This is a genomic window from Ekhidna sp. (genome assembly GCF_039940915.1).
GTDB lineage: Bacteria > Bacteroidota > Bacteroidia > Cytophagales > Cyclobacteriaceae > Ekhidna.
Genome location: NZ_JBDVFO010000001.1, coordinates 925,020 through 947,585 on the forward strand (window position 1 = coordinate 925,020; position 22,566 = coordinate 947,585).

16 protein-coding genes and 1 tRNA gene are annotated in these 22,566 nt (G+C 41.7%); 7 read left to right on the plus strand and 10 right to left on the minus strand.

The annotated features are described in order from the left end of the window. Position 1: 1 nt before the first annotated feature. On the minus strand, positions 2-1,027 hold the full coding sequence (locus ABJF57_RS04265) for a sensor histidine kinase (protein ID WP_462230885.1): 1,026 nt from the start codon (positions 1,025-1,027) through the stop codon (positions 2-4). Positions 1,028-1,268: 241 nt separating this feature from the next. Here ABJF57_RS04265 and ABJF57_RS04270 point away from each other — a divergent pair, with 241 nt between their 5' ends. The 4 genes from ABJF57_RS04270 to ABJF57_RS04285 all read left to right on the plus strand — a co-directional run bounded on the left by ABJF57_RS04270 (position 1,269) and on the right by ABJF57_RS04285 (position 9,948). Next, entirely contained in the window at positions 1,269-2,138 is an 870-nt protein-coding gene (locus tag ABJF57_RS04270) for an ABC transporter ATP-binding protein (protein WP_462230883.1), read from the plus strand. Between the two features lie 12 nt (positions 2,139-2,150). Beyond that, on the plus strand, positions 2,151-5,645 hold the full coding sequence (locus tag ABJF57_RS04275; RefSeq protein ID WP_462230881.1) for a M1 family aminopeptidase: 3,495 nt from the start codon (positions 2,151-2,153) through the stop codon (positions 5,643-5,645). Between the two features lie 92 nt (positions 5,646-5,737). Next, a complete protein-coding gene (locus ABJF57_RS04280; RefSeq protein ID WP_462230879.1) occupies positions 5,738-6,412 on the plus strand; it encodes a DUF2306 domain-containing protein in 675 nt (224 codons plus the stop codon). A gap of 104 nt (positions 6,413-6,516) precedes the next feature. Then, the gene (locus ABJF57_RS04285) at positions 6,517-9,948 is read left to right on the plus strand and encodes a prolyl oligopeptidase family serine peptidase (protein WP_462230877.1); all 3,432 of its coding nucleotides are present in this window, start codon (positions 6,517-6,519) and stop codon (positions 9,946-9,948) included. A gap of 13 nt (positions 9,949-9,961) precedes the next feature. On the opposite strand, the gene ABJF57_RS04290 is transcribed toward ABJF57_RS04285, so the two are convergent. The 6 genes from ABJF57_RS04290 to ABJF57_RS04315 all read right to left on the minus strand — a co-directional run bounded on the left by ABJF57_RS04290 (position 9,962) and on the right by ABJF57_RS04315 (position 15,576). Beyond that, positions 9,962-10,660, minus strand: coding sequence for a hypothetical protein (locus ABJF57_RS04290; RefSeq protein ID WP_462230875.1), 699 nt, complete (start codon positions 10,658-10,660; stop codon positions 9,962-9,964). Positions 10,661-10,795: 135 nt separating this feature from the next. Beyond that, positions 10,796-11,047: a hypothetical protein gene (locus tag ABJF57_RS04295; RefSeq protein ID WP_462230873.1), complete on the minus strand. Its 252-nt coding sequence runs from the start codon at positions 11,045-11,047 to the stop codon at positions 10,796-10,798. Between the two features lie 32 nt (positions 11,048-11,079). Next, positions 11,080-12,144, minus strand: coding sequence for a hypothetical protein (locus tag ABJF57_RS04300; protein ID WP_462245099.1), 1,065 nt, complete (start codon positions 12,142-12,144; stop codon positions 11,080-11,082). A 171-nt stretch (positions 12,145-12,315) separates the two neighbouring features. After that, a tRNA-His gene (locus ABJF57_RS04305) sits at positions 12,316-12,391 on the minus strand. A 64-nt stretch (positions 12,392-12,455) separates the two neighbouring features. Beyond that, positions 12,456-13,790 carry a dihydroorotase gene (locus tag ABJF57_RS04310; protein WP_462230869.1) on the minus strand — a complete coding sequence of 445 codons (1,335 nt, stop codon included), beginning with the start codon at positions 13,788-13,790 and terminating at the stop codon, positions 12,456-12,458. A 328-nt stretch (positions 13,791-14,118) separates the two neighbouring features. After that, complete coding sequence (locus tag ABJF57_RS04315; protein ID WP_462230867.1) at positions 14,119-15,576, minus strand: M28 family peptidase; 1,458 nt, start codon at positions 15,574-15,576, stop codon at positions 14,119-14,121. 147 nt (positions 15,577-15,723) lie between these two features. On the opposite strand from ABJF57_RS04315, the gene gcvP reads away from it, so the two are divergent. After that, positions 15,724-18,594, plus strand: coding sequence for an aminomethyl-transferring glycine dehydrogenase (gene gcvP, locus ABJF57_RS04320; RefSeq protein WP_462230865.1), 2,871 nt, complete (start codon positions 15,724-15,726; stop codon positions 18,592-18,594). Next, positions 18,591-19,346 (plus strand): hypothetical protein, encoded by a 756-nt coding sequence (locus ABJF57_RS04325; RefSeq protein ID WP_462230863.1) that lies wholly within the window; start codon positions 18,591-18,593, stop codon positions 19,344-19,346. The genes gcvP and ABJF57_RS04325 overlap by 4 nt, the downstream gene beginning before the upstream one ends. 38 nt (positions 19,347-19,384) lie before the next feature. Here ABJF57_RS04325 and ABJF57_RS04330 read toward each other — a convergent pair whose 3' ends face one another. Continuing rightward, a complete protein-coding gene (locus tag ABJF57_RS04330; protein WP_462230861.1) occupies positions 19,385-19,813 on the minus strand; it encodes a hypothetical protein in 429 nt (142 codons plus the stop codon). A 73-nt stretch (positions 19,814-19,886) separates the two neighbouring features. Here ABJF57_RS04330 and ABJF57_RS04335 point away from each other — a divergent pair, with 73 nt between their 5' ends. After that, positions 19,887-20,915 carry an SMP-30/gluconolactonase/LRE family protein gene (locus ABJF57_RS04335; protein ID WP_462230859.1) on the plus strand — a complete coding sequence of 343 codons (1,029 nt, stop codon included), beginning with the start codon at positions 19,887-19,889 and terminating at the stop codon, positions 20,913-20,915. Between the two features lie 105 nt (positions 20,916-21,020). Here the strand turns inward: ABJF57_RS04335 and ABJF57_RS04340 are convergent, their stop codons facing one another. Together ABJF57_RS04340 and ABJF57_RS04345 are read right to left on the minus strand one after the other, a co-directional pair. After that, positions 21,021-21,680, minus strand: coding sequence for a DUF4097 family beta strand repeat-containing protein (locus ABJF57_RS04340; RefSeq protein WP_462230857.1), 660 nt, complete (start codon positions 21,678-21,680; stop codon positions 21,021-21,023). Position 21,681: 1 nt separating this feature from the next. After that, complete coding sequence (locus tag ABJF57_RS04345) at positions 21,682-22,536, minus strand: DUF4097 family beta strand repeat-containing protein (RefSeq protein ID WP_462230855.1); 855 nt, start codon at positions 22,534-22,536, stop codon at positions 21,682-21,684. Positions 22,537-22,566: the final 30 nt, after the last annotated feature.

The window sequence follows — 22,566 nt, forward strand, 5'->3', positions numbered from 1 at the left end:
GCTAGGTTTGCTGATGTATGAGTGGCAGTTTAACTGTGAATTCTTCTTCAGAGGTAACCTCTATTTCCTTATCTACCAGCAATAAATATCTGTTCCGAAGATTATCCAACCCAATCCCTGAAGTCGGAGTGGCCGTGGCTTTTGGTCTTATTCGATTGGTAATTGCTATGTCCTGAGAAGTACATTCAACACGTATTGTCAATGGATCACTTATATCTCCTTGATTGTGCTTTATCGCATTTTCTACCAAGCCTTGTATCGCGGACGGAGGAATCAAGTACTTGGTCAAATCTTTCAGATTATTGACCAATGTGAACTCATATGCCCCTCCAAAGCGCTCGTTTATTAGCCCGATGTAATTATTGACAAATTCCCACTCCTCCATGAGTGTAATCACATCCTTATCTGCATTTGCGGATGAGAATCGATATACTTTTGATAGGGTCATTAGGTATTGTCTCGCCTTTTTGGAATCTTTTTCTATCAACCCATCTAGCGTGTTGAGGCTATTGAAAATGAAGTGCGGGCTAATTTGAGACTTCAACAAACTCAACTCCATTTTTACTTTTTCTTTTTCCAATTGCTCGACTTTTTTACTGTTATTGATCCACTCCTTCATGAGGAAATAGGCACAGGACAATAAAAAAGCAAACCACACCGGGCTTGGCGCACCGAAAAGCAGACTGTCTCTACTCCAGATTTCCCTATTTAATGTGAAAACAGTAATCGCTTTGCCCGTCTCGTTGAGTGCTAGCATGCTCCTTATCAGCTCCGGAACAGACGTGACAATGATGCTCATCAAAATATACTTCCAGATACTTTTGAGTTTGAAAAACCTGGGGAGTAGCCAAAGCAAATTGGCATAAAAAAAGATCGGGAAAGTAACGAAGGTCAAAGGAGACAACGTTCGTTCACTTCTGTCCAGCCAATTGGCATCCCATTCTATGTTGGCCATACTGAAAAACAGCAACCATAAAATGCCATGGATGGCTAGTTCATACCGACCTAAAGACAAAAGCTTCTTCACGCTATTCAAATTAATGTCACAACAATAGAAGAAAAAAACAGGAATGCAATGTTCGGATCAGGTCGAGCGGGCGGATAACTCTTCCAACTGGGTAAATGCTCCTTTGAGTGAAACTGTGCATGAGTAACCTGATTTCTTCCCAATTGAAAGGAGAATCTACCTCGCCGAATGAAAAGTCATTTCGATCCAAAATGGACGCACGTACTTTCACTAAATCTTCCAACAACAAAAACAAAAACCCATGGAGTTAACTATTGAATCACTTACTAAAACATACACCAACAAGGTCAAAGCATTGGACAACCTTTCCCTTGAACTTGGTAAAGGAATGTTTGGACTTCTCGGCCCAAATGGCGCAGGGAAGTCTTCCTTGATGCGAACCATAGCAACATTGCAGCTTCCGGATGACGGAAACCTCCACTTTGATGGTATTGATATTCTGAAAAACCCTATGCATTTGAGGAGAGTCCTCGGCTACCTACCCCAAAACTTTGGTGTATACCCTGGGGTGTCTGGAGAAAAGCTTCTGGACTACATGGCTGTTTTGAAGGGTATTCACTCAAAGAAAGACAGAAAGGCAATTGTTCAACATGTATTGGAACTGACCAACCTCTATGATTCAAAAAAGAAAAATGTGAGCGGCTATTCCGGGGGAATGAAGCAGCGTTTCGGAATTGCTCAGCTTCTTTTGAACAACCCAAAGCTTTTAATTGTAGATGAGCCAACTGCTGGGCTTGATCCGGCTGAGCGTAACCGTTTCCTCAATGTTTTGCGCTTAGTGGGTGCAGATAATGTGGTTATTTTCTCTACCCATATCGTCGAAGATGTGAAAGACCTGTGCTCAGATATGGCAATCATTAACAAAGGAAAGGTGCTGAAGCATCAGACCCCAAAAGATGCCGTTGATTCTTTAAAAGGGAAGATCTGGGCCAAACAAATCTTGCCCATGGAGCTAAGCATCCATGAAGACACTTACCGGGTTATCTCTTCGGGCTACAAAGACAATAACAGCGTCGAGATCCGAGTCTTTGCTGAGACCGAAACACTGAAAGATTTTGACCCTGCCGCTCCCACACTTGAGGACGTCTATTTTCTTACCATCAATCACTAATCCATAGGTATCATGACTTATCAAATATTCATACGAGAATTCAACTCCTGGCTAAGAAAACCTATTTTCTATTGCTACCTATTTGTCTTTTGTACCATTGGGTTTCTGGCTTTTGCAGGAAGTGCCGGACTGTTCGATCCTCCGTCAAAAGACACCACATTGCACTTCCTTAACTCTCCTTTTGAAATCAATTTTATCTTTCAATACTTCAATAAGTTTTTGCTTTTTCTTGTCCCTGCAATTTGCGGTTCAGCTATTTATCGAGACTTTAGAAGCAATGCTCATAGCATTCTCTACTCGTATCCCGTATCTAAATATCAGTACCTGGCTGGAAAATTTCTAGGTTCATTTTTGGCATTAAACCTCATCGCCTTGGGTCTTGCCGTTTCAATTGGAATCGCTGAACAAATTCCCGGATTACACGCCCATAAAGTTGGGCCTTTTCAGCTTGCAGGGTATCTGCAGGTATACTTCCTTTATACATTGCCCAACCTGTTCTATATAAGCATTGCTGTCTTCCTATTGGTGGCCTATACCCGAAACATCTTTGTTGGCTTTGGCACCATAATTATCCTTTTCTTCGTTCAAATCATTGCAGAAAATGCCTTTTCTGGTAACGGTGTACTCATTGCATTGTTCGATCCTTTCGGTCAAAATACCATTGGTTACGAGACACAATTATGGTCATTGGGTCAGCGAAACACAGACGCCTTACCCGTCACAACTACCATCATCTTCAATCGGCTGATTTGGTGCGCAACAGGAATATTTCTCGGCTATCTTCTTCTTCGCCGCTTTGATCTTCAAGAGCACGCTAAGCTGCCTTCGTGGAACACGTTTATCCGAAAGGAAAAAGAAAATGGCAGAATCAATTATGACAGTGAGCCTTCTCTGATTATTCCATCATACAACAGAAAGAGAGTTCTTTATGCTGCCAAAAGAATGCTGCTCTTTGATCTGAAGTTTATCATTAAGCACTGGATGTTTGTGATTTTCGTTTTGCTTGGGTTATTGGCCGTGCTTTTTGCCATTGGGCGGGTCACCAATGGCGATGGATTCACACTACTTCCAACAACGCGTTTGGTTCTTTCCGTACCTGCTTATTTTTTCAGCGGCGTTGCTACAATGATAACGTTCATCTATTCCGGAATGATCATTCATAGAAATCGAAGCACCGGAATAGACCCGTTAATTGATGTTACGCCATTGCCTAACTCTACGTTTCTCCTTAGCAAAGTGCTGACCGTTGTTCTAATGCAGGGCATCCTACTGGGAATTTTGATCGTCTCCGGGGTGGTCATTCAACTTTACAATGGGTACTATAGGTTTGAATTGGATATCTACTTCTTTCAATTGCTTCTGTTGGTCTATCCCATTCTTATGCTATGGGCGTTTCTCTCCGTCTTCGTACACAATCTGTTTTCTAATCTGTATGTTGGCTTCTTCATCCTCCTGCTCGGCTGGATTGGCATGCCTGGGCTTGGCCAGATAGGTCTTGATACACGTCTTTTGAACTTTTACACCGATGAAATAATTGTCGGTTCCGATTTCTCCGGCTACCTGTTTGATGTCAACGCATACATAATAACTAAAGGGTATTGGCTAAATATTGGAGTCCTACTGGTAATCGTTACTTTTCTTTTGTGGGTCAGAGGATCGGATAACGTTTTCAAACAACGACTTAAAAATGCGGCTAGTCTCATCACTCTCCCCGTTCTTTCTGGTATTGGGTTAGTTGTGATCAGTGCTTCCATCTTTGGATTCAAAATTTATCAGGGAGAGCAAGAAGGTTCAGATTTTGCCAATAAATCACGAGGTAAAATGGCCGCCTTTCAGGAGAAGTTTTCTAAATACGAAAATGAACCACAACCAAAAATTACCGATATCCAGCTCGAAATTGACCTCTATCCACAATCCCAGTCATTCGCTGCGTATGGAAAATACGTTCTGATAAATAAGAGCCATCAGCAGGTAGACAAATTGCTTATCAAAACAGGTTTTGATGAGCAAACGATCATCCTGAATGACAATCTGTTGACGCTCATCGAAGAGGATTCGTTCATGAAATTTAAGGCTTTTCGACTTGCCAAAGTGCTCGCACCAGGAGATAGCATCGAACTTAAATTCAAAGTAGAGAGTATCCCAAATTCCTTGTTTGAAAGAAATTCAGGAGTGCTTAAAAATGGGACATTCCTCCGAGATGACATTCTTCCTAGAATAGGCTATACCGGTGGTAAGGAAAAACAACTTCCTGGTGATTCCATTTCTCGTGTATTCAATTACCAATCAAGAGATACAGACTATGTCAATTTTAATTGTACCATCTCTACCTCGAAAGACCAATTAGCTGTTACTCCTGGCGATCTGGTAAGTGAATGGTCGATGGATGATCGAAACTACTTTCGATACAAAACCTCCACTCCTGTAAAATTTGGATTTGGGTTTCAATCCGGTAAATGGGTTTCTACAAAAGAGATTTACAACGGTATCAATTTGGAAGTATTGAGCCATCCGGATCATCAGCAAAATGCTGACAATATGATCTCAGGCTTGCGCGAAGCAATCGCTTACAATGCAAAATACTTCTCTCCGTACCAACATTCCGAAGCGAAGATCATCGAATTTCCAAACTCAGAAGGATCATATGCTACCACTTTTTCTAACACCATGCCTACCTCGGAGCAGCGCTTCATAGCAAAGGTTGACACCAGTACCAGCATTGACATTGCCTTTTATGTTTCTGCACATGAGCTTACGCATCAGTGGTGGGCCAATCAGCTGATTCCTGCGAATGCAAAGGGGGCACTGATGCTTACAGAAAGCATTACTGAATACATCTCCCTTGACATCTACAGAAAAACCTATGGAGAAGAAAAGGCTTTTGACTTTCTCAAACAGCAACGAATGCGGTATTTAAGGGGAAGAACCAGCGAAGCAGGTGTTGAACCACCTCTTAGTCTGGTGGAAGATCAGCAGTACATCGCTTATGGAAAAGGTGCGATGGTTTTCAATGCACTCCAACATTACTTGGGAAAGGAAACACTCAATGGAGTACTTAGAGACTTTTTAAGAGAAAATGCTTTCAAGGGTAGCCCATATCCAACTTCCAAAGATTTGGTAGGAAAGCTGCAAGATGCTGTCCCAGATTCACTTAAATCTTACATATCCAACCTTTTCAATTCTGTAACCCTTCAAACCAATGTGCTGAAGAAGGCGAGCATCTTCAGAACGAGTGATCAGCTCTATAAACTCGAACTTTCAATAGATCATTCCACGGAAACGCTCAAACCAAAAGGAAAATCAAAAACGGGCTACGACTACCTAGAAGTCGGATTGTATAATCAGGATGAGCAGCTCATTGCTACAAAAAATGTACGCCTTCGGGAAGGGTTAAATACCCTTTCACTTTCATCCAAAGAAATGATCTCCAGTGTAGCACTGGATCCCAATTTGCTCACCATTGAGAAAAACCTGGATGATAACACGCTAAAGGTTCAAGAGAAATGACAGTTCATCGCATGAAATCAACAGCTCGGCAAGTCTGTTTTAATTATGGTTAAAAAACAGGCTTGTATTGCTACTCAAATAGCAATACAATCATGGAAAAGTTCTTCATCGTTTCTCATATCATATGTGGCGGCACCGTTCTCCTCCTTGGCCTCATTCAGATGTTTAACCGGAAGGGAGGCAAGAATCATGTAATTCTCGGAAAAGTATATGTCGGTGCTATGTGGTGGATATGTCTCAGCGCGCTTTCCATCATCACATTCTATCGATTCAGTGCATTTCTGCTGGTTATTGCCGTACTCACCTTCCATACTTCGTTTGTGGGTATTCGGGTGGTCAAGCGGAAAAAGCCAGGAAGCGAAAAATGGTATGACTGGGTAGTGGCCATTGCTACCTCTTTGTTTGGTGCGGGTTTGATTGGTTATGGTGGATTCGTCTACTTCTCTCATAGCCAAACAATACTAGCCTTTTTGTGCGCTGCTTTCGGAATACTCACCATGAAAAATGGCCTGGAAGACCTTCGACTATTCACCAAGCCAAACATTTCTGAAAAGCACTGGTGGCTGTACCAGCACATTGGGGCAATGGGAGGCTCATACATTGCCGCACTTACCGCTTTTGCCGTGCAGAATCCAAACATTTTTATGCCCAACAGTTCCAACCAGTGGTTACTTTGGGTCCTTCCTGGTGTCATTGGTACACCAGTCATATCAATTGCGATCAAGCACTGGAGGAAAAAACTTACCGTGGGTCGTGCAACTGTTTAAACCGATTGCTCATCTATTAGGTGGTTTTAAAAGGTCGGAATTCGAAAAATAAAAATGAGTAGGTGTCGTTTGTTCGATAACCTATTCTAAAACAATCACCAGGCATGAAATACACCCTAATCGTAGCTGCAATACTTCTTTGCACCGCAGGATTTTCTCAGGTTAAAACAATAGAGGGAACCGTTTATTATGAAGAAACAAAAGAGCCCGTTCCATTTGCCTACGTAAAGCTCAAAGGTGTAGCGTATGGAACGGTCACAGAATATGACGGGACGTTTTCCTTAAAAATACCTTCCAAGTACTTCGATAGCATTCTGGAGTTTTCCTATGTCGGTCTAAAAACACATGAGCTTTCGCTCAATACTTACAAACAGCCAGTAAAAATCTACATGAAAACAGATATCACTGAACTGTACACCGTAGTGATCAGTGCCAAACGAGACCTCAATCCCAAAAGTGTTCTTAAAAAAGCGCTCAAAGAAATTCCTGATAACTATGTAAACGAGTCTTTTAATCTGGAAGGATATTATCGAGAGTATGTAAAGGAAAACGACAATCCTATCAAGTATGCTGATGCTGCTTTTGTACTCGACCTGAAGCCTTACAGTGGGAAAGAAGAAAAGAGAAAGAAATTCGAAAACCCAGTTGATCTCTCTGGCGTCACCACCATCGGCAGCTGGGTATCAAGATCCTCTTCATTGCACCGATGGCACTTCCATCAAAGAATTTTGAAGGGGGAGAAGGCCAAAATTGTAGAAGCAAAATCCAGTGATGATCTTAATACAACGAGAATGTTTTCGAGCATCCAAGGAGGGCCAATGAGCGCACTCACCAAAGATCGCCTAAAGTATCCGGCCAACTTTCTAAGCAAGTTTGGCAAGTATGAGTACACCCTGCTAGAGGTAGAAAAAAATGATGAGGGCTATTATCTTATCAATTTTTCTCCAAAAATGACTCCTGAGCAAATGGGTAAGAAAAAACGCCCGAATGATTATGAGTTCAAGCTTGGCGGGAGCATACTCATTAAGAAAGAAGATCTAGCCATAACGGAGATCAACTATTCGGTACCTCCAGAATACAAACAGTATATCTGTGGCTACAGAGGCTGGTCCGTTCGTCACTTTGATTTTTCTGTGGAGTCAAAATATGCCAAAAAAGGAGATAAGTATGTTCTCGAGTACCTTAAACATGCTGACGAGTTTATTGTAGAGGATACCGCTACGGATCGGCGAATTCCTTATGCCGCCATTTCAGAATTAATTACGCATCGTGTTTCTGTAAAAGACAAGATTTCTGTTAGCAAAGATGAAAACTTCAGTAATTCAGATTACAACTATTTGTTTGATTTACCGGAGGGGTACAATACGGAATTTTGGGCAAAATACACCTTGCAGTATTCTGAAACTAAGGTGCCTGAAGCCATACATGTGGCCATGAGCAAAGAAGTTAATCTGGAAAAACAATTTGCAGATAAGCTCACCCGTGACACCACATTATTGCCCCCAGTAGCTATGAAAGACCCTTTCATTACTGAAATACATGGGCAAAAAATTCAGGATGACTATGCCTGGCTTAAGGACACCAAAAACCCCATGGGAAATGAGGAGGTCATGAAATACCTCAGCCAGGAAAATGGCTACACAAACAACTATTTCAAACCACTCAAACCACTCCAGCGAGAACTTTTCAAGGAAGTAAGATCTTACGTTCAGGACAAGTATGTATCACTGGCGAGAGAAGAAGGTGGATACAAGTATTACTATAAGTATGCCCCTGAAGAGGAATATGCCAGACATTATCGCAAAGCAAAAGAGAAGGATAGCAAAGAAGAGCTTCTTTTTGATGTGAACAAAATGGCAGAGGACAAGCAATATTATGCGTTTGGTGGCTATTCTGTAAGTCCTGGCAACAAAATAATCGCCTACTCTGAGAACACTACAGGCAATGATAAGTGGACCCTAAAGTTCAAATACTTCGATAAAGAAAAAGCTCTCCCCTTCAGCATTGATTACATTGGTGGTTTGGTCTGGCTGACCGATTCTACTTTGCTGTATGTGAAAGTAGAAGAAAAAACCTTTCGCTCTTCTAAGGTCTTCAAGTTCGATTTATCCACTGGTGAAAAGCGCATTCTCTATGAAGAGACCGATGTAAAATTCTCTGTTGGCGTTTCAAAATCGAGAAGTAAGCAATTTGCCTTTATCAGCAGCTATGGCAGCAACCAAAACGAGATTCAACTATTGAACCTAAACAATCCAAATGGCACATTCAGAATGGTGGCTCCTCGCAGAGATGAACATAAGTATAGTCTCTCTCATTATGAAGATAAATTTTACATCCTTACCAACCACAAGGCGCTGAACAATAAGCTGATGGTTGCAGATACGGCAAAGTTCGAAGAGAAGTATTGGGTAGAGGAAATTGCGGAAAATCCGGAGGTTGAAATTTCTGGCATTTTACCCTTTAAAAACTGGATGGTCTTCCAGGAGCGCCATGGACTTGAACATAAAATCAAAGTGGTAAACAAGCTAGATGGCAAAGAGCACTACATCAAACAAGGAAATGATCGAGCTGTCTATTTGGGACAAAACAACGATTTTGATACGGACACGCTGCGCATCAGCAAAGCAAACTACCATCGCCCGTTAAGGATTCAGGACTATGACATGAACGAAAAGAAGTTCAAGAACCTGAAGTCAGTGGGTGGGATTTCTCCGGCCTTCTTTGCCAAAGTAGAGACTGTTTATGCGAAAGCCAAGGACGGCACTCAGATTCCTATCACCCTTATTTACAATAAATACCGGGTAAAAAACCTGATCAAAGACGGCAAGAAACCTCCTCTTTTCATCACGGGGTATGGTTCCTATGGTTCTAGCTACTCTGCAAACTACAATCCCAATATGGCTCCACTCATCCAAAAAGGATTTGTCTATGCCATCGCCCATGTAAGAGGTGGGGGTGACCTTGGCGAGAAATGGTATTTAGAGGGCAAAATGCTCAAGAAGAAAAACACGTTTACTGACTTTATTTCCTGCACGGAATTCCTGATTTCTGAGGGATACGGAGAAGAAGGGATGGTAATAGCGCAAGGTGGAAGTGCTGGCGGATTGCTAATGGGAGCTATTGCTAATATGCGACCCGAGCTTTTCAAACTTTTGATTTTGGATGTGCCTTTTGTTGATGTCATCAATACCATGATGGATGATAAACTCCCGCTTACCAGCTTGGAGTATGACGAGTGGGGAAATCCAAACGAGAAGAAATATTTCAAATACATCAAGTCCTATTCACCCTATGAAAACGTAGAAGCTAAAGATTATCCCAATATGCTTTTCCTCACAGCAATCAATGATTCACGTGTGGGCTATTGGGAGCCAGCAAAAATGGTCGCGAAACTTCGTGAAATGAAGACCGATGATAATGAGATCTTGATGAGAACCGATTTCTCCTCAGGGCATGGAGGAGCCTCAGGAAGATATGCCTCTCTGGCTCAAACAGCATTTAAGTATGCTTTGATCTTGGAGATGATTCAGGAATAGTGAAAAGCGAATTCTATTCAAATTTGAAATTGTCGAACAGAACAACCATACAATCAAATTCAATGTCAATATTAATAATTACTCTAACTTTTCTGCCTGCAAATTCTTGAATATTGGCTGAGAAAGCTGTTATGTCAAGATCATAATGCGTGTCTTTATCTGTTTCAAAAGCTGTCTGCAGAACTTCATTTGTTTCAGGTTCAAGAAGACTGATTTTGATTGATTGGCGGTCTGGAACAAATTCAAAAGCGTAGTTATGGTAAGCTAAATCCCATTTTAAAGCCGTTGCATTATTTGGTATTACAACTTCCTGATAGATAGTAGATTTAACAGACTCCATTACACCATAGCCTCCAACATAATCACCATCCGTGGGCTTAAATTCTACAGGGCCGAAAAAATCTCGAACGCATATGGTGGTATCTACCTGATCCAAATGGTCGAAAACCCAAATTAAATCGTCCCTTAAATCAGTAAACACCACCTTCGGTTCAATAAACCATGACCCGACATATATTCCCAAATTAGGTCTATCTTCTCTAATAACTCGTTCCTCTGTAAGCTCCCATCCACTAAAATCTCCGGTCTCAAAACTTCCATTTGTGAAGCCAAAAGTAACATCGCTTTCCGGTATAACTTGGTTATCGGCGCTATCAGAATTGCAGGAGACTACTACCAAGGTAATCGCGAGGAGTTTTATAACATTATTCATGAAGGTCAAACTAAAAAAGACCGTCAGAATAAAGAGCAGACTGAAACCAATTAGGGTAGAAGTTCACCTTTTGTAGACCTATTCTGGGGCTTCCAGACTTTTTGATCTTGGAGATGATTCGGGAAGGAATAGCATCTATTCAATTCTGAAGTTGTCAAATTGAATGTCCATACAGCTCCATTCAATATGTATGTCTATTGTGACACTTATTTTTTGACCTCTAAATTTTTCAATATTTGCAGAGAAAGGAGTCACAGGAATTCTAGATCTGCTTCCATCCACCCTTTGATAGATTGGCTGAAGTACTTCATTTGTTTCAGGATCTTTTACGTTGATGTTAATCGATTGATATATTGGGTGAAGTGGAAGCGTACCTGAGTAGGTCATCTCCCATTTCAGAAAGGTTGCATTATTCGGTATTAGAATATCTGATGCATAGATGATTCAGCGCAATACAGCACGCCATAACCACCTATATAGTCTCCATCTGTTGGCTCAATAATTAATGCTTCCTGCTTACATATAGTAGTGGCCACCTGATCCAGATGGTCAAAGACAGGAATCATAAATGTTCCTTCTAGCAGAGGATATTCACCAGCAGTCAACGTATACCATGAACCCGCATATGGTCCAAATACAAATGTATCCGAGCATAACTCTCGCTCGGTTAGTGTCCACCCACAAAAATCTCCTGTTTCAAAACTTCCATTTGTGAAGCCGTATATAATTGGGCTTTCAAATATGCCCACGACTTGATTGCTTTCATCCGCTTGCACAATCAACGTGTCATTATCAAAGCCAGGACTGCTAAAAACAAACACATAATTTTCTGCATGCTTTAGTCGCATCAAATTATCTCCCTTGGCCACTGTAAAGACTTCTTCCCAGTTCTCCCTACTGCTATAATCGAGTCCTTTTACCTGAAGTTCTGCTCGGGTCGGATTCAATACCCCATTTGCTCTTTCAAACGCGGTTACCATAAATTCTTCTTTCGACTTATTGGTATAAGAAACGTCCTCATATCCAAAATCTGAAAGGTCACTCTCTTCACCTATGCGCAACGCTGTTAATTTAATATTGGAAATGTTTTCATTCAACTTTACTAAGAATGGAAGCGGCTGATCAAACCTTTGTCCATAAAAACTATCTTCCAGAGGCGCTGCATACAATAGTTCATTTTGGTCATTTAGCACAATGAGTTTGGTCAGTGAGTAGTACGCTTGTGGAAGTACAAGTGAATCGGTAATGTAGCTATCTCGGTATCTATGTAGGGCAAGTTCGAGATCTGTTGTGACTTCATCTCCTCTTTTTACCAACGTCAGTATCGCTTTGCTAGGTCGTGATGTATTCGATAGACGTTCGACTTTGGTGTTGTGTACAAAATCAATGTTGAAAACGAAAGACCTTAGTACAACCGGTCTTTCATAATCACATGAGCAAATGAATATGATCAGAATAATACAATTACGCGCTTTCTCAACCATGCCCAAATTAAAGGTCATCGAAGCTTGAAAGTGTGCGGCTATTGCTGTGATGTTTTAGAAGTACACCTTTTGTATACGCAGCTGGAATAACTACTGTCTGCTGCACGAAAATCAATCTTAAGCAAACAAAAAAAGCAGTTACATTTCTGCAACTGCTTTTGTTTTTTAAAAGGGTGGAAGATGGGGCTCGAACCCACGACCCTCGGTACCACAAACCGATGCTCTAACCAACTGAGCTACAACCACCGTGTACTTTCAGGAATCCTGAAAAGGACTGCAAAGGTAATACCCCTTTCGAAATCTGCAAACGATTATTTTCGATCAAAGTAAAGTCGTTGACCCAGCTGACTGTCATTTAGTTTTCCATCAGAGTATGCTAGATGTCCGGACACAAATGTTTTCTCTACAGCAGACTTAAACTCGTGACCCTCAAAAGGAGACCAGCCACATTTTGCTAAAATATTCTCCTTCCCTACAGACCATGGTTTATTTAAATCCACCAACACCAAGTCTGCCTTGTAGCCTTCTCGAATGTAGCCGCGCTCTTTTACGTCAAAGCACTCGGCCACCGCATGACACATTTTTTCGGCGATGCGCTCAAGAGATATTCTTCCTTGATGGTAAAAATCCAACATCGCTACCAACGTATGTTGAATCAGCGGCCCTCCTGATGGGGCTTTCAAATATGGGTTTTGCTTTTCTTCCAAGGTATGGGGAGCATGATCTGTGGCGATCACATCGATGCGATCATCCAATAGGGCTTTCCAAATTTCATCCCTGTCTGCTGCTGATTTTACCGCTGGATTCCATTTGATGAATGCTCCCTTCTCGTCGTAATCTTCATCACTAAACCATAAATGGTGAATGCATGCTTCAGAGGTAATGCGCTTCTTGCCCAAAGGCTGCTCATTTGAAAAGAGATGTGTTTCCTTCCCGGTAGAAATATGGAGGATATGTAAACGTGCATCACTTTTCTTTGCCAATTCCACTGCTTTGGATGAGGAAAGGTAGCAAGCCTCCTCGTTCCGAATGATTGGGTGATATTTAAATGGGATGTCTTCTCCGAATTGTGCAACATACTTTTCAGTATTCGCTCTCACAGTAGCCTCATCCTCGCAATGTGTCGCTATCAGGATTGGCGCATTTCGAAATATGTTTTCAAGCGTTTCTGGATCATCAACCAGCATATTTCCTGTGGAAGAGCCCATGAAGATCTTGATCCCACATACAGATGCAGGATCAGTTTTGAGCACCTCATCCAGGTTCTCATTGGTACTGCCCATGTAAAAAGAGTAGTTGGCGAGAGAGTTTTCAGCACCTATTTGATACTTAGCGGTAAGTAGCTCTTGGGTAACTGTCTGAGGATTTACATTTGGCATTTCCATGTAGGAAGTAACGCCTCCAGCTACCGCGGCTCTTGATTCTGTAAAAATATTTCCTTTGTGTGTAAGTCCTGGCTCACGAAAGTGTACCTGATCATCGATTATTCCCGGAAATAGGTGCAGTCCACTTCCATCAATTACTTCATGATTTGAATCAATAGACAAGTCTGAACCTATCTTTTCTATACGATCACCCTTTATAAGTACATCTGAGACGAATACTTTTCCTTCATTGACTACACTGACTTCTTTGATTAAAAACATATAATTATATCCATTTTAAATATTATTATTCAGGAAACTCTTCGCACAAATTAGTTATAAACAACGTTCATTTCAATGCAAAAGGGGGCAAAAGAAATAAGTATAAAGAAAATAAAAAAGAGCTTTAAAAAGCTCTCTATCATCTAGTTATTAAAACAAACCCCCGTTCATAACGTCCTTTAACATTTTTTTTAAAGTGAATTTTTCTTGGAAACCGTATTTAATAATTATACTTGTAAGAGAAAGATGGATTTTATGTCTTTCTTTCCATAGCTGGTTGAAAAGATCTTGTGGGGCGAATGCCCCACAATGATCCATTTCTCTTCAACTACTTCCCTTCACCAGGTACTTTCTCCTCCTTTATTTTATCTACCTTAATTCTTTCCGCTCTGTTAGCAATTTCCCATCCTGTGTGGAACACCAATCGAGCTCTTTTCTCCATGGTTTCAAAATCTATCTTTTCAACCGTGTCCGTCGGCTTATGATAGTCTGCATGCGTTCCATTGAAATAGAAAATGATCGGAACATTGTTTTTTGCAAAATTGTAGTGATCAGATCTGTAATAGAATCTGTTCGGATCATTCTCATCGTTGTAAGTGTAGTCCAATTCAATATTGGTATAGGTCTTGTTCATATTCTCTGAGAGATCATGAAGCTCTTTTGAGAGTTTATCTGAGCCAATCAAGTAGATGTAATCAGAATTATCTGCATGTGCATCGTCTACTCTACCCACCATATCAATGTTAAGATTTGCAACGGTGTTTTCCAGAGGGAATACCGGATCAACATCTGTGTAATACCTTGATCCCAGCAATCCTTTCTCTTCTCCGGTCACCGTCATAAACAGAATACTTCTTTTAGGGCCTTTGTTTTTCTTAGCCGCATTGGAAAATGCTTCTGCAATTTCTAGAACTGTTACCGTTCCTGATCCATCATCATCTGCACCATTGTGAATCTCTCCATTTATAATCCCTACATGATCATAATGAGACGTAATTACCAAAACTTCGTCTGGCTTCTCAGTTCCTTTCAAAAAGCCTAAAACATTTTCTGTGCCTACCGGTCTATCTAAATAATCCGCATTGAAAATTACTTGAGACTCATCTCCAACAGCTATCGCATCGTACTCCTTATCAAACATCCATGAAGCCATAGACATATCGCCAATGATCAACTTTGTAGATTCATTGTCCCTTTTTTCCATTTTTAAGGATGGTCGCTTCAGGTATGGAGAATAACGTGTGATAAAAGACTCGAATTCCTGATCATCTTCAAGAATGACAATCACACCTACAGCTCCCGCTTCTTTGGCTTTTTCTGCTTTCTCTTGCAGTCCCCCCAGCTTTTCCGCTGTAAAAACGACATATTTTCCTGAATAATCTTTCGCATCATCTTCATCGGCTACCACCGCTTTGATGTATTCTTCACCACTTGTTTCCGAGCTGGAGTAGTAAACAAAATCTTCGAATCCTACTTTTTTATCATCCCCCTTACGGAAATAAACATTTCCGATAAGAGATTCGGTTAAATCAAATTGCTGGAAGTAAGAACCATCTACCGGTGCTTCAAACCCTAAAGATTTAAAATGCTTAGCGATATAATCAGCGGCCATTTTCTGACCCTTCTTTCCTGTTTCTCTCCCCTCATACTCATCAGACGCTATTATGGACAGGTGAGCCTTTAAGTCCTCTGCGGTAATCGTTTTTGCATACTTCATGGCCGTTTTATCCTGTGCCAGCAGTCCAAAGGCCACTAAAAGGCCTACTAAATAAGTTATCTTTCTCATTGTGATATCACGTGTTAAAAATCAGGAGTAAAGCTAAATAATTTTAATTCTCGTAAACCAAACAATTACACTAGTGGTTAGGGGTAAAAAGCTTTTTGTAGTGAGAGTCGTGACGTAAATTTGCGACCTCTAAAACGGTACCCCTAGATGAAATTAAATCTGAACGAGCGAGTTGAGTTTGAAAGAAGACACAATGGTCCTTCTGAAAGTGAAGTCTCAGCAATGTTAAAAACCATAGGCCTCAAGTCAGTTGATGACCTAATCGAAGAAGCCATTCCTGCACCCATACGTAAGAAAAAACCGTTGAATCTGCCTCCATCTCTCAATGAGTTTGAATACCTCAACCGCATGCAGAAGATGGCCGATAAAAACAGGGTTTTTAACTCATTCATTGGTCAGGGTTACTATAACTGTGTCGTCCCAACGGTGATTCAGCGAAATATCATGGAAAATCCGGGATGGTACACTGCCTATACGCCTTATCAAGCTGAGATTGCGCAAGGAAGGCTGGAAGCATTGATCAATTTCCAGACGATGGTCATAGACCTGACCGGTATGGAACTAGCAAACGCTTCGCTACTTGATGAGGGGACAGCTGCTGCTGAGGCCATGAGTATGCTCTTTGGATCAAGAAAAGGAGATAAAAAATCTGCCACCAAGTTTTTAGTAGATTCAGAAGTATTTCCACAAACACTGGATGTGCTAAATACCCGGGCACTTCCTTTCGGTATTGATCTGGAGGTTGTAGACCTTGCCAATGCCGATGTTTCCGCTTCAGACGTTTTTGGCATTTTCTTTCAGTATCCAAACAACTCAGGCGCTATTCGGGATTGGTCAGCAATCGTTGCTGCCGCCCAAGAAAACAATGTGTTCACTGCTTGCGCAGCAGACTTACTTTCACTTACACTCCTCACAGCACCTGGAGAGTGGGGTACTGATGTAGTGGTTGGAACAAGTCAGCGTTTTGGGGTACCCATGGGATATGGTGGTCCTCATGCTGCATTCTTTGCCACCAAAGAAACTTTTAAGAGAGCGATCCCGGGAAGAATTATTGGCGCCTCAAAAGATGCACATGGCAATGATGCGTATCGCATGGCACTGCAGACACGTGAACAACACATCAAACGGGAAAGAGCTACTTCCAACATCTGCACCGCACAGGTATTACTAGCTGTAATGGCCGGCATGTATGCCGTATATCATGGTGCTGATGGGTTGAGGAAGATAGGTGCCCGTACTCATGGATTGGCCAAAGAAACGGCCAATGTGATCTCTCAATTTGGGTTCGAAAATCAAAACACTCACTTCTTTGACACGCTAAGAATTCGACTCTCTGCTGAGCAGCTGGTAATGATTAAGCAGCTGAGTGAAGAAAGCCAAATCAATTTCCGGTATTTTGAAGATGGTGTTGGCCTCTCATTCGATGAGTCACACACAGTTGATGATGCTAATCAGGTAGTCAAGCTCTTCGCGAGGCTTGGGAATGCTTTTGAAACACCAATAAATGAAGATTTCGAAGTGGAATATCCTACTTCCTTAGTACGAACTACCCCTTTTCTAGAACACCCGGTTTTCAACCTTTACCATTCGGAACATGAGCTTCTTCGCTACATGAAGCGCTTAGAAAACAAGGACCTTTCATTGGTACATTCCATGATCTCGCTAGGCTCGTGTACCATGAAATTGAATGCTACATCAGAAATGATCCCGGTTACCTGGCCTGAATTTGCTCACATTCATCCATTTGCGCCCAAAGATCAGGCCGAAGGATATGGAGAGCTGATCGCCGAACTTCACGACTGGCTCGTTGAGATTACAGGCTTTCACTCGCTTTCTTTTCAGCCCAACTCTGGCGCACAAGGTGAGTACGCCGGACTCATGGTGATAAAATCGTATTTGGAAGGAACAGGACAACCAAACAGAAATGTAGCGTTAATTCCTTCTTCAGCTCACGGAACAAATCCGGCAAGTGCTGTAATGGCAGGTATGCGAGTGATCATTGTCAAATGCGATGAAAAGGGAAACATCGACGTAGCTGATTTAAGGGAAAAAGCTGAAGCAAATAGCGATGCCCTTGCTGCTTTGATGGTCACCTATCCTTCCACTCATGGAGTATTTGAAGAGTCCATTATTGAAATTTGTAATATCATCCATGAAAATGGAGGCCAGGTATACATGGATGGGGCCAACATGAATGCCCAGGTAGGATTGACTTCTCCTGGCATTATTGGAGCAGATGTTTGTCACCTAAACCTTCACAAAACGTTTTGTATTCCTCATGGTGGGGGTGGTCCTGGAATGGGCCCAATTGGAGTTGCCGAGCATTTATCTCCATTTCTTCCAGGTCATGTAACTGAGCATAGCAGCAACCCTCCAGTATCTGCAGCAGCCTATGGAAGTGCAAGTATCTTGCCCATATCTCACGGATATATCGCGATGATGGGAGCAAATGGCTTGACAAATGCAACGAAAACGGCGATACTCAATGCAAACTACATAGCTGCCAGATTGAAAGATCATTATCCCGTGCTTTATGCAAATGATAAAGGAAGAAATGCGCATGAATTGATCATCGATTGTCGTGAGTTTAAAAAGTCCGGTATCGAGGTAGAAGACATTGCTAAGCGGCTAATTGACTATGGCTTCCATGCTCCTACCGTTTCATTCCCAGTACCCGGCACCATGATGATTGAGCCGACAGAAAGTGAGGTGCAAGCAGAATTGGATCGTTTCTGCGATGCGATGGTTGCCATCCGGCAGGAGGTACAAGAGGTGATTGATGGCAAGTCCGATTCGAATAACAATCCATTAAAAAACGCACCGCATTCATATAAAACCCTGGTTGCCAACGATTGGGCATACCCGTATTCTAGAGAAACGGCTGCATTTCCAGCTGACTATGTAAGGGAAAACAAGTTTTGGCCAGCTGTGAGTCGAGTGGATAGTGCGTACGGAGACCGTAATCTTGTTTGCAGCTGTCTGCCATTGGATGTATACGAAGAAACTGAAGCGGTATGAAAAGGCTGGTCTTTGGCTTGATGGTGTTTTTGGCTTGCATTACGCACGTTCATAGCCAGGTCAAGTTTCACGGTCAGATCGGTATGACCTTTTCTACTTTTGATCGAGATTTGATGGAGGAGTATGGATTCCTAGACTACCGTCAATCGTTGATTGATCAAGGAGTAGGCGCCTCCACATCTGCCAGAAATTCCTTGCGCCCCGGAGCGGTGATTGGCATTGAAATAGATGTCTATCTAAATGAAAACACTTTTCTTAAAACGGGTGTGAAGTATACAAACGGAGGAGATAGCTACTTTTTTAAAACACCAGATATTCAATTTCAAAGGTATTATGGACTGATAACTTCAGACGCTCGCTTTAAGATCAGACCGAGGTTAGACTACATAGCTATTCCCGTTAATTATGGTAAGTCCGTTGGTGATTTTACTATTTATGGTGGAATTACTCCTCACATAAATGTCGCAAGTGCGCTACGAACAAATTCCTTTGACATACGCAACCCCGGTAGGGTACGAGAAGAGTGGGACAGACAGGACGACTTAGTGAAGGCTACTAAAACGGTATTCTTTCTTAACCTTGGTGCCAACTACTTCATCCCGGCATTTGATGTCGATAATGTTGTCAGTCTAAATTTCGGCTATTCATTGAATCCGGTGTACGATCAGCCAAATGCCGCAGGCAAAATAAATGATGCACATCTATGGATGATTGAGCTTGCATTCGGTATCACGCTTTCTGCAGGAGGGTAGAGTTCAGGTGAGTTGTACGCGAGGTTGACTTACTTATTTCAATTGCAAAGCCGAATTTCAAAGGTACCTTCAACGGTATTGTCATCATCAAGTACCGCTTGCAAGAATCCGATGACGACCTGATTGTCGATGACATAAATTTCCATGAAGCCACTAGATGCTACCAACCTCTGTGATGGGCTGATATCAAAAGTGACTTGTACCTGATTATTATCCAGTGCTTGCGGTGCTACAAAAAAAGGGCCTGTTGCTGGTCTAAAGATCGCCCTGACGTTTCTCAAAGAAGGAGAAGGTAATGCGCAAGGGTCGCTAACAGCTTCTTCGTCTGACAAAAACCTCGCTTGATATTGAAAATCAGATGAGACCAAATAGGCATTTGCAGAACTATAGTTCCAATCCAATCCATTGATCTTGCCTTCTAGTGTTTGATCTGGAAGTTGTATATTATTGTCAACACAACTACTCATAAGTACTGAGCATAGTGCCACCCAGAGCAGTACAAAAGTTTTTTTTCTTTTATACACTAAGTCTTGAAATACTATGAAAAAATTATTGCTCACTCTACTCGTTCTCGTTATTCTACTATTTTCATTCATCCTCTACACGTTTGCCTCAACGGGTTACTTCCGTGAAGTTAATAACAACGAAGACTATGAAATTATTGCCAAAATTCCCATGAAGGGGGCTGAAGATTTCACAATCAGCTATTCGGATGATTTCATGATCATTTCGCAAGACGATCGTGCCGGACGCAGAAATGGAAAGCCTTCTCAAGGAGCCTTGTACTATCTAGACTTGAAGTCTGACAGTTTTATGCCCAAAAAAATATCTGGTGATTATTCCATGTCGTTCTATCCACACGGCATAAGCCTGCTGAAGCTGGATTCGGCTCACTATCAAATTCTTGTCGTAAACCATGCAAGACGTCACACCATAGAAAAATTTGAGCTATTTGGCGACAGCCTAGTCTACCTCGCTACTTATCGGGACCCTACTATGATCAGCCCCAATGATGTAGTGGCTCTGGATAAAGACTCTTTTTACTTCACCAATGATCACGGTTACAAAAATAAATGGGGAAGGTTAGCTGAAGATTACCTTGGCATAGCTGCATCAAATGTGGTCTACTACGATGGAGCATACAAGGAGGTGGCAAGCGGAATCAACTATGCCAATGGCATCAATATATCTAAAGACAGAGGTCAGCTCTTGGTGGCTTCACCTCGAGGGTTCAAATTGATCTTTTATGATATTGAAAAAAATGGCGACCTAACTTTCGAGCGTGATGTAAATGTCCATTCGGGTATTGACAACATAGAACTGGATGAAAATGGCGATCTATGGATGGGTTCACACCCCAGTCTGCTGGATTTTGCTGGCTATGCTGCCGGTAAAAAGAAAATAGCCCCTTCTGAAGTTATCAAAGTAACAGATGGTGAGGTCGTTGAAAGCCTTTATGAAAATGATGGGAACGTCATGTCAGCAAGCAGTGTGGCTGCTCCGTATGAGGACTTGCTTTTTGTGGGGACGGTGATGGATGATGAGTTGATCGTGTTGAAGAAAAAGTGACTCTTTTTGGTACTCCCTACTTTGTCGATAAAAAATGCCGAGTCAAGCACTGCATGACACGGCATTTTAGTTGATGTGGTTTCACCTTAGCTCACGATGATGTTTCTATCCCTTTCTGAGGTAGATATTTCCACTGATTGTTTCGAAGGAAGACTCTTTGCCTCCATCGCTTACCCGGCCTCTTACATCCTGACCTACAATCTGGCGTAGACCTTTTTTACCATACGGGTATGAGATTTCAATATCAGAGTAGACCTCTCCAGAAATGGTTTTTGCTTTAAAATCCATTCCTTGTTTTGATGGAATCAAAACGTCTATTGCTCCCGAAATGGTTTTCAACTTCATTTCAGAACCAAAATACTCAAACTCATAGTCTCCAGAAATTGTGTTAGATCTAACATTCAGTTTTTTCGGAAGGTAGACTACATAATTAATGGTGGATGTATAATTGCAATTTTTCCATTTTCTATCTTTCTCTTTGCTAATTTTCTTCCACATATCTTCATCCATTTCTATGTATATGGTGGAGCTTGATTTCTCGGTGGTTAAAGTGAAAATATCGTTGTCTTTTCCGTCATTTATTTCCACCATAACCTCCACAAAAACTTCATTTTTATCCCAAGTCTTGAAGATGATATCATCCGCAAAAGCAAATTCAAGATCCAAGACTTCCTCGCCTGTGACAGCAACTGAGGCTGTTACTTTTTTAGGTTGTGCTGACAACCCAAAAGTTGCCAGACACATGATAATGATTAACGCTCTCATCTTATTCAGCTTTTCTTACGTAGATGTCACCACTCACTGTCTTAAGAGAAATCTCTACTCCTCCTCCATTCAGCTTGCCTGTAGCATTCTGACCACCAACTCTGCTCATCTTTGCATCTTCACCAAACTCAAAATCAAATGCGGTATATACTCCTCCTGAAACTGTTGCCATTTTGAATGTGCCTTTTGTCGATTCAGGTAAGGTCACGTCTATGTCTCCGCTTGTAGAACTCAATGAGCTTGGTGATGTTGCTGAGAGTGTTGTGAAGGTTACTTCAAGGTCGGAACTTAACGTATGTGCCACAATCGGTCCTGACACATCAATAAATTCTAAATCTCCCACCTGACTTTTCGCCTCTACCTCTCCAGTCATTCCTTTTATTAGTACATCACCTGCCTGCCACGAGTTGTAGTTGATCTTCAATTTCAGATTTTTCGGCAAGTAGAGAATATAATCTGCATTATCTGCTTCTCTGTGAGCTCCGGAAAGTGAAATAGTGTTTCCTTCTTGTTTCATGCTCAAGCCTATTCCGGTATTTTCCGGCCCAGTAGCTGAAAGTGGCTTAAGTCCTTTGGCTTTGTCTGGAAGCCCCCGGTAGTTTCTACTTTCGATTTTAATGTCTGACCCTGAAGTTCCTTCTATTTTCAAGTCAGAGCTTAGGTTATCAATCACCAGCCATGTTTCTGCTGCGTTCCCCTTCACCTGGTAGGTAAATGAGGCCTGCCTCCTGGAACTCCCAGAACCCCAAGGGTCTCCACTTTCTCCCGCTAGTGCCGTACGAGCTTTGCTATCGTTATCCTGCGCTATACTACTGCTGCACGTCAATAGTATTAGTCCTGCTATAATCGTTTTCATTGTATTGTTATTTGAATTTTTAGTCATTTT

What these genes read in the sequence shown, in the direction of transcription:
- ABJF57_RS04270 (WP_462230883.1), top strand. Translation starts at nt 1,269, where the DNA reads ATGGAGTTAACTATTGAATCACTTACTAAAACATACACCAACAAGGTC.
- ABJF57_RS04275 (WP_462230881.1), top strand. Translation starts at nt 2,151, where the DNA reads ATGACTTATCAAATATTCATACGAGAATTCAACTCCTGGCTAAGAAAA.
- ABJF57_RS04280 (WP_462230879.1), top strand. Translation starts at nt 5,738, where the DNA reads ATGGAAAAGTTCTTCATCGTTTCTCATATCATATGTGGCGGCACCGTT.
- ABJF57_RS04285 (WP_462230877.1), top strand. Translation starts at nt 6,517, where the DNA reads ATGAAATACACCCTAATCGTAGCTGCAATACTTCTTTGCACCGCAGGA.
- ABJF57_RS04290 (WP_462230875.1), bottom strand. Translation starts at nt 10,660, where the DNA reads ATGAATAATGTTATAAAACTCCTCGCGATTACCTTGGTAGTAGTCTCC.
- ABJF57_RS04295 (WP_462230873.1), bottom strand. Translation starts at nt 11,047, where the DNA reads ATGACCTACTCAGGTACGCTTCCACTTCACCCAATATATCAATCGATT.
- ABJF57_RS04300 (WP_462245099.1), bottom strand. Translation starts at nt 12,144, where the DNA reads ATGGTTGAGAAAGCGCGTAATTGTATTATTCTGATCATATTCATTTGC.
- ABJF57_RS04310 (WP_462230869.1), bottom strand. Translation starts at nt 13,790, where the DNA reads ATGTTTTTAATCAAAGAAGTCAGTGTAGTCAATGAAGGAAAAGTATTC.
- ABJF57_RS04315 (WP_462230867.1), bottom strand. Translation starts at nt 15,576, where the DNA reads ATGAGAAAGATAACTTATTTAGTAGGCCTTTTAGTGGCCTTTGGACTG.
- gcvP (WP_462230865.1), top strand. Translation starts at nt 15,724, where the DNA reads ATGAAATTAAATCTGAACGAGCGAGTTGAGTTTGAAAGAAGACACAAT.
- ABJF57_RS04325 (WP_462230863.1), top strand. Translation starts at nt 18,591, where the DNA reads ATGAAAAGGCTGGTCTTTGGCTTGATGGTGTTTTTGGCTTGCATTACG.
- ABJF57_RS04330 (WP_462230861.1), bottom strand. Translation starts at nt 19,813, where the DNA reads ATGAGTAGTTGTGTTGACAATAATATACAACTTCCAGATCAAACACTA.
- ABJF57_RS04335 (WP_462230859.1), top strand. Translation starts at nt 19,887, where the DNA reads ATGAAAAAATTATTGCTCACTCTACTCGTTCTCGTTATTCTACTATTT.
- ABJF57_RS04340 (WP_462230857.1), bottom strand. Translation starts at nt 21,680, where the DNA reads ATGAGAGCGTTAATCATTATCATGTGTCTGGCAACTTTTGGGTTGTCA.
- ABJF57_RS04345 (WP_462230855.1), bottom strand. Translation starts at nt 22,536, where the DNA reads ATGAAAACGATTATAGCAGGACTAATACTATTGACGTGCAGCAGTAGT.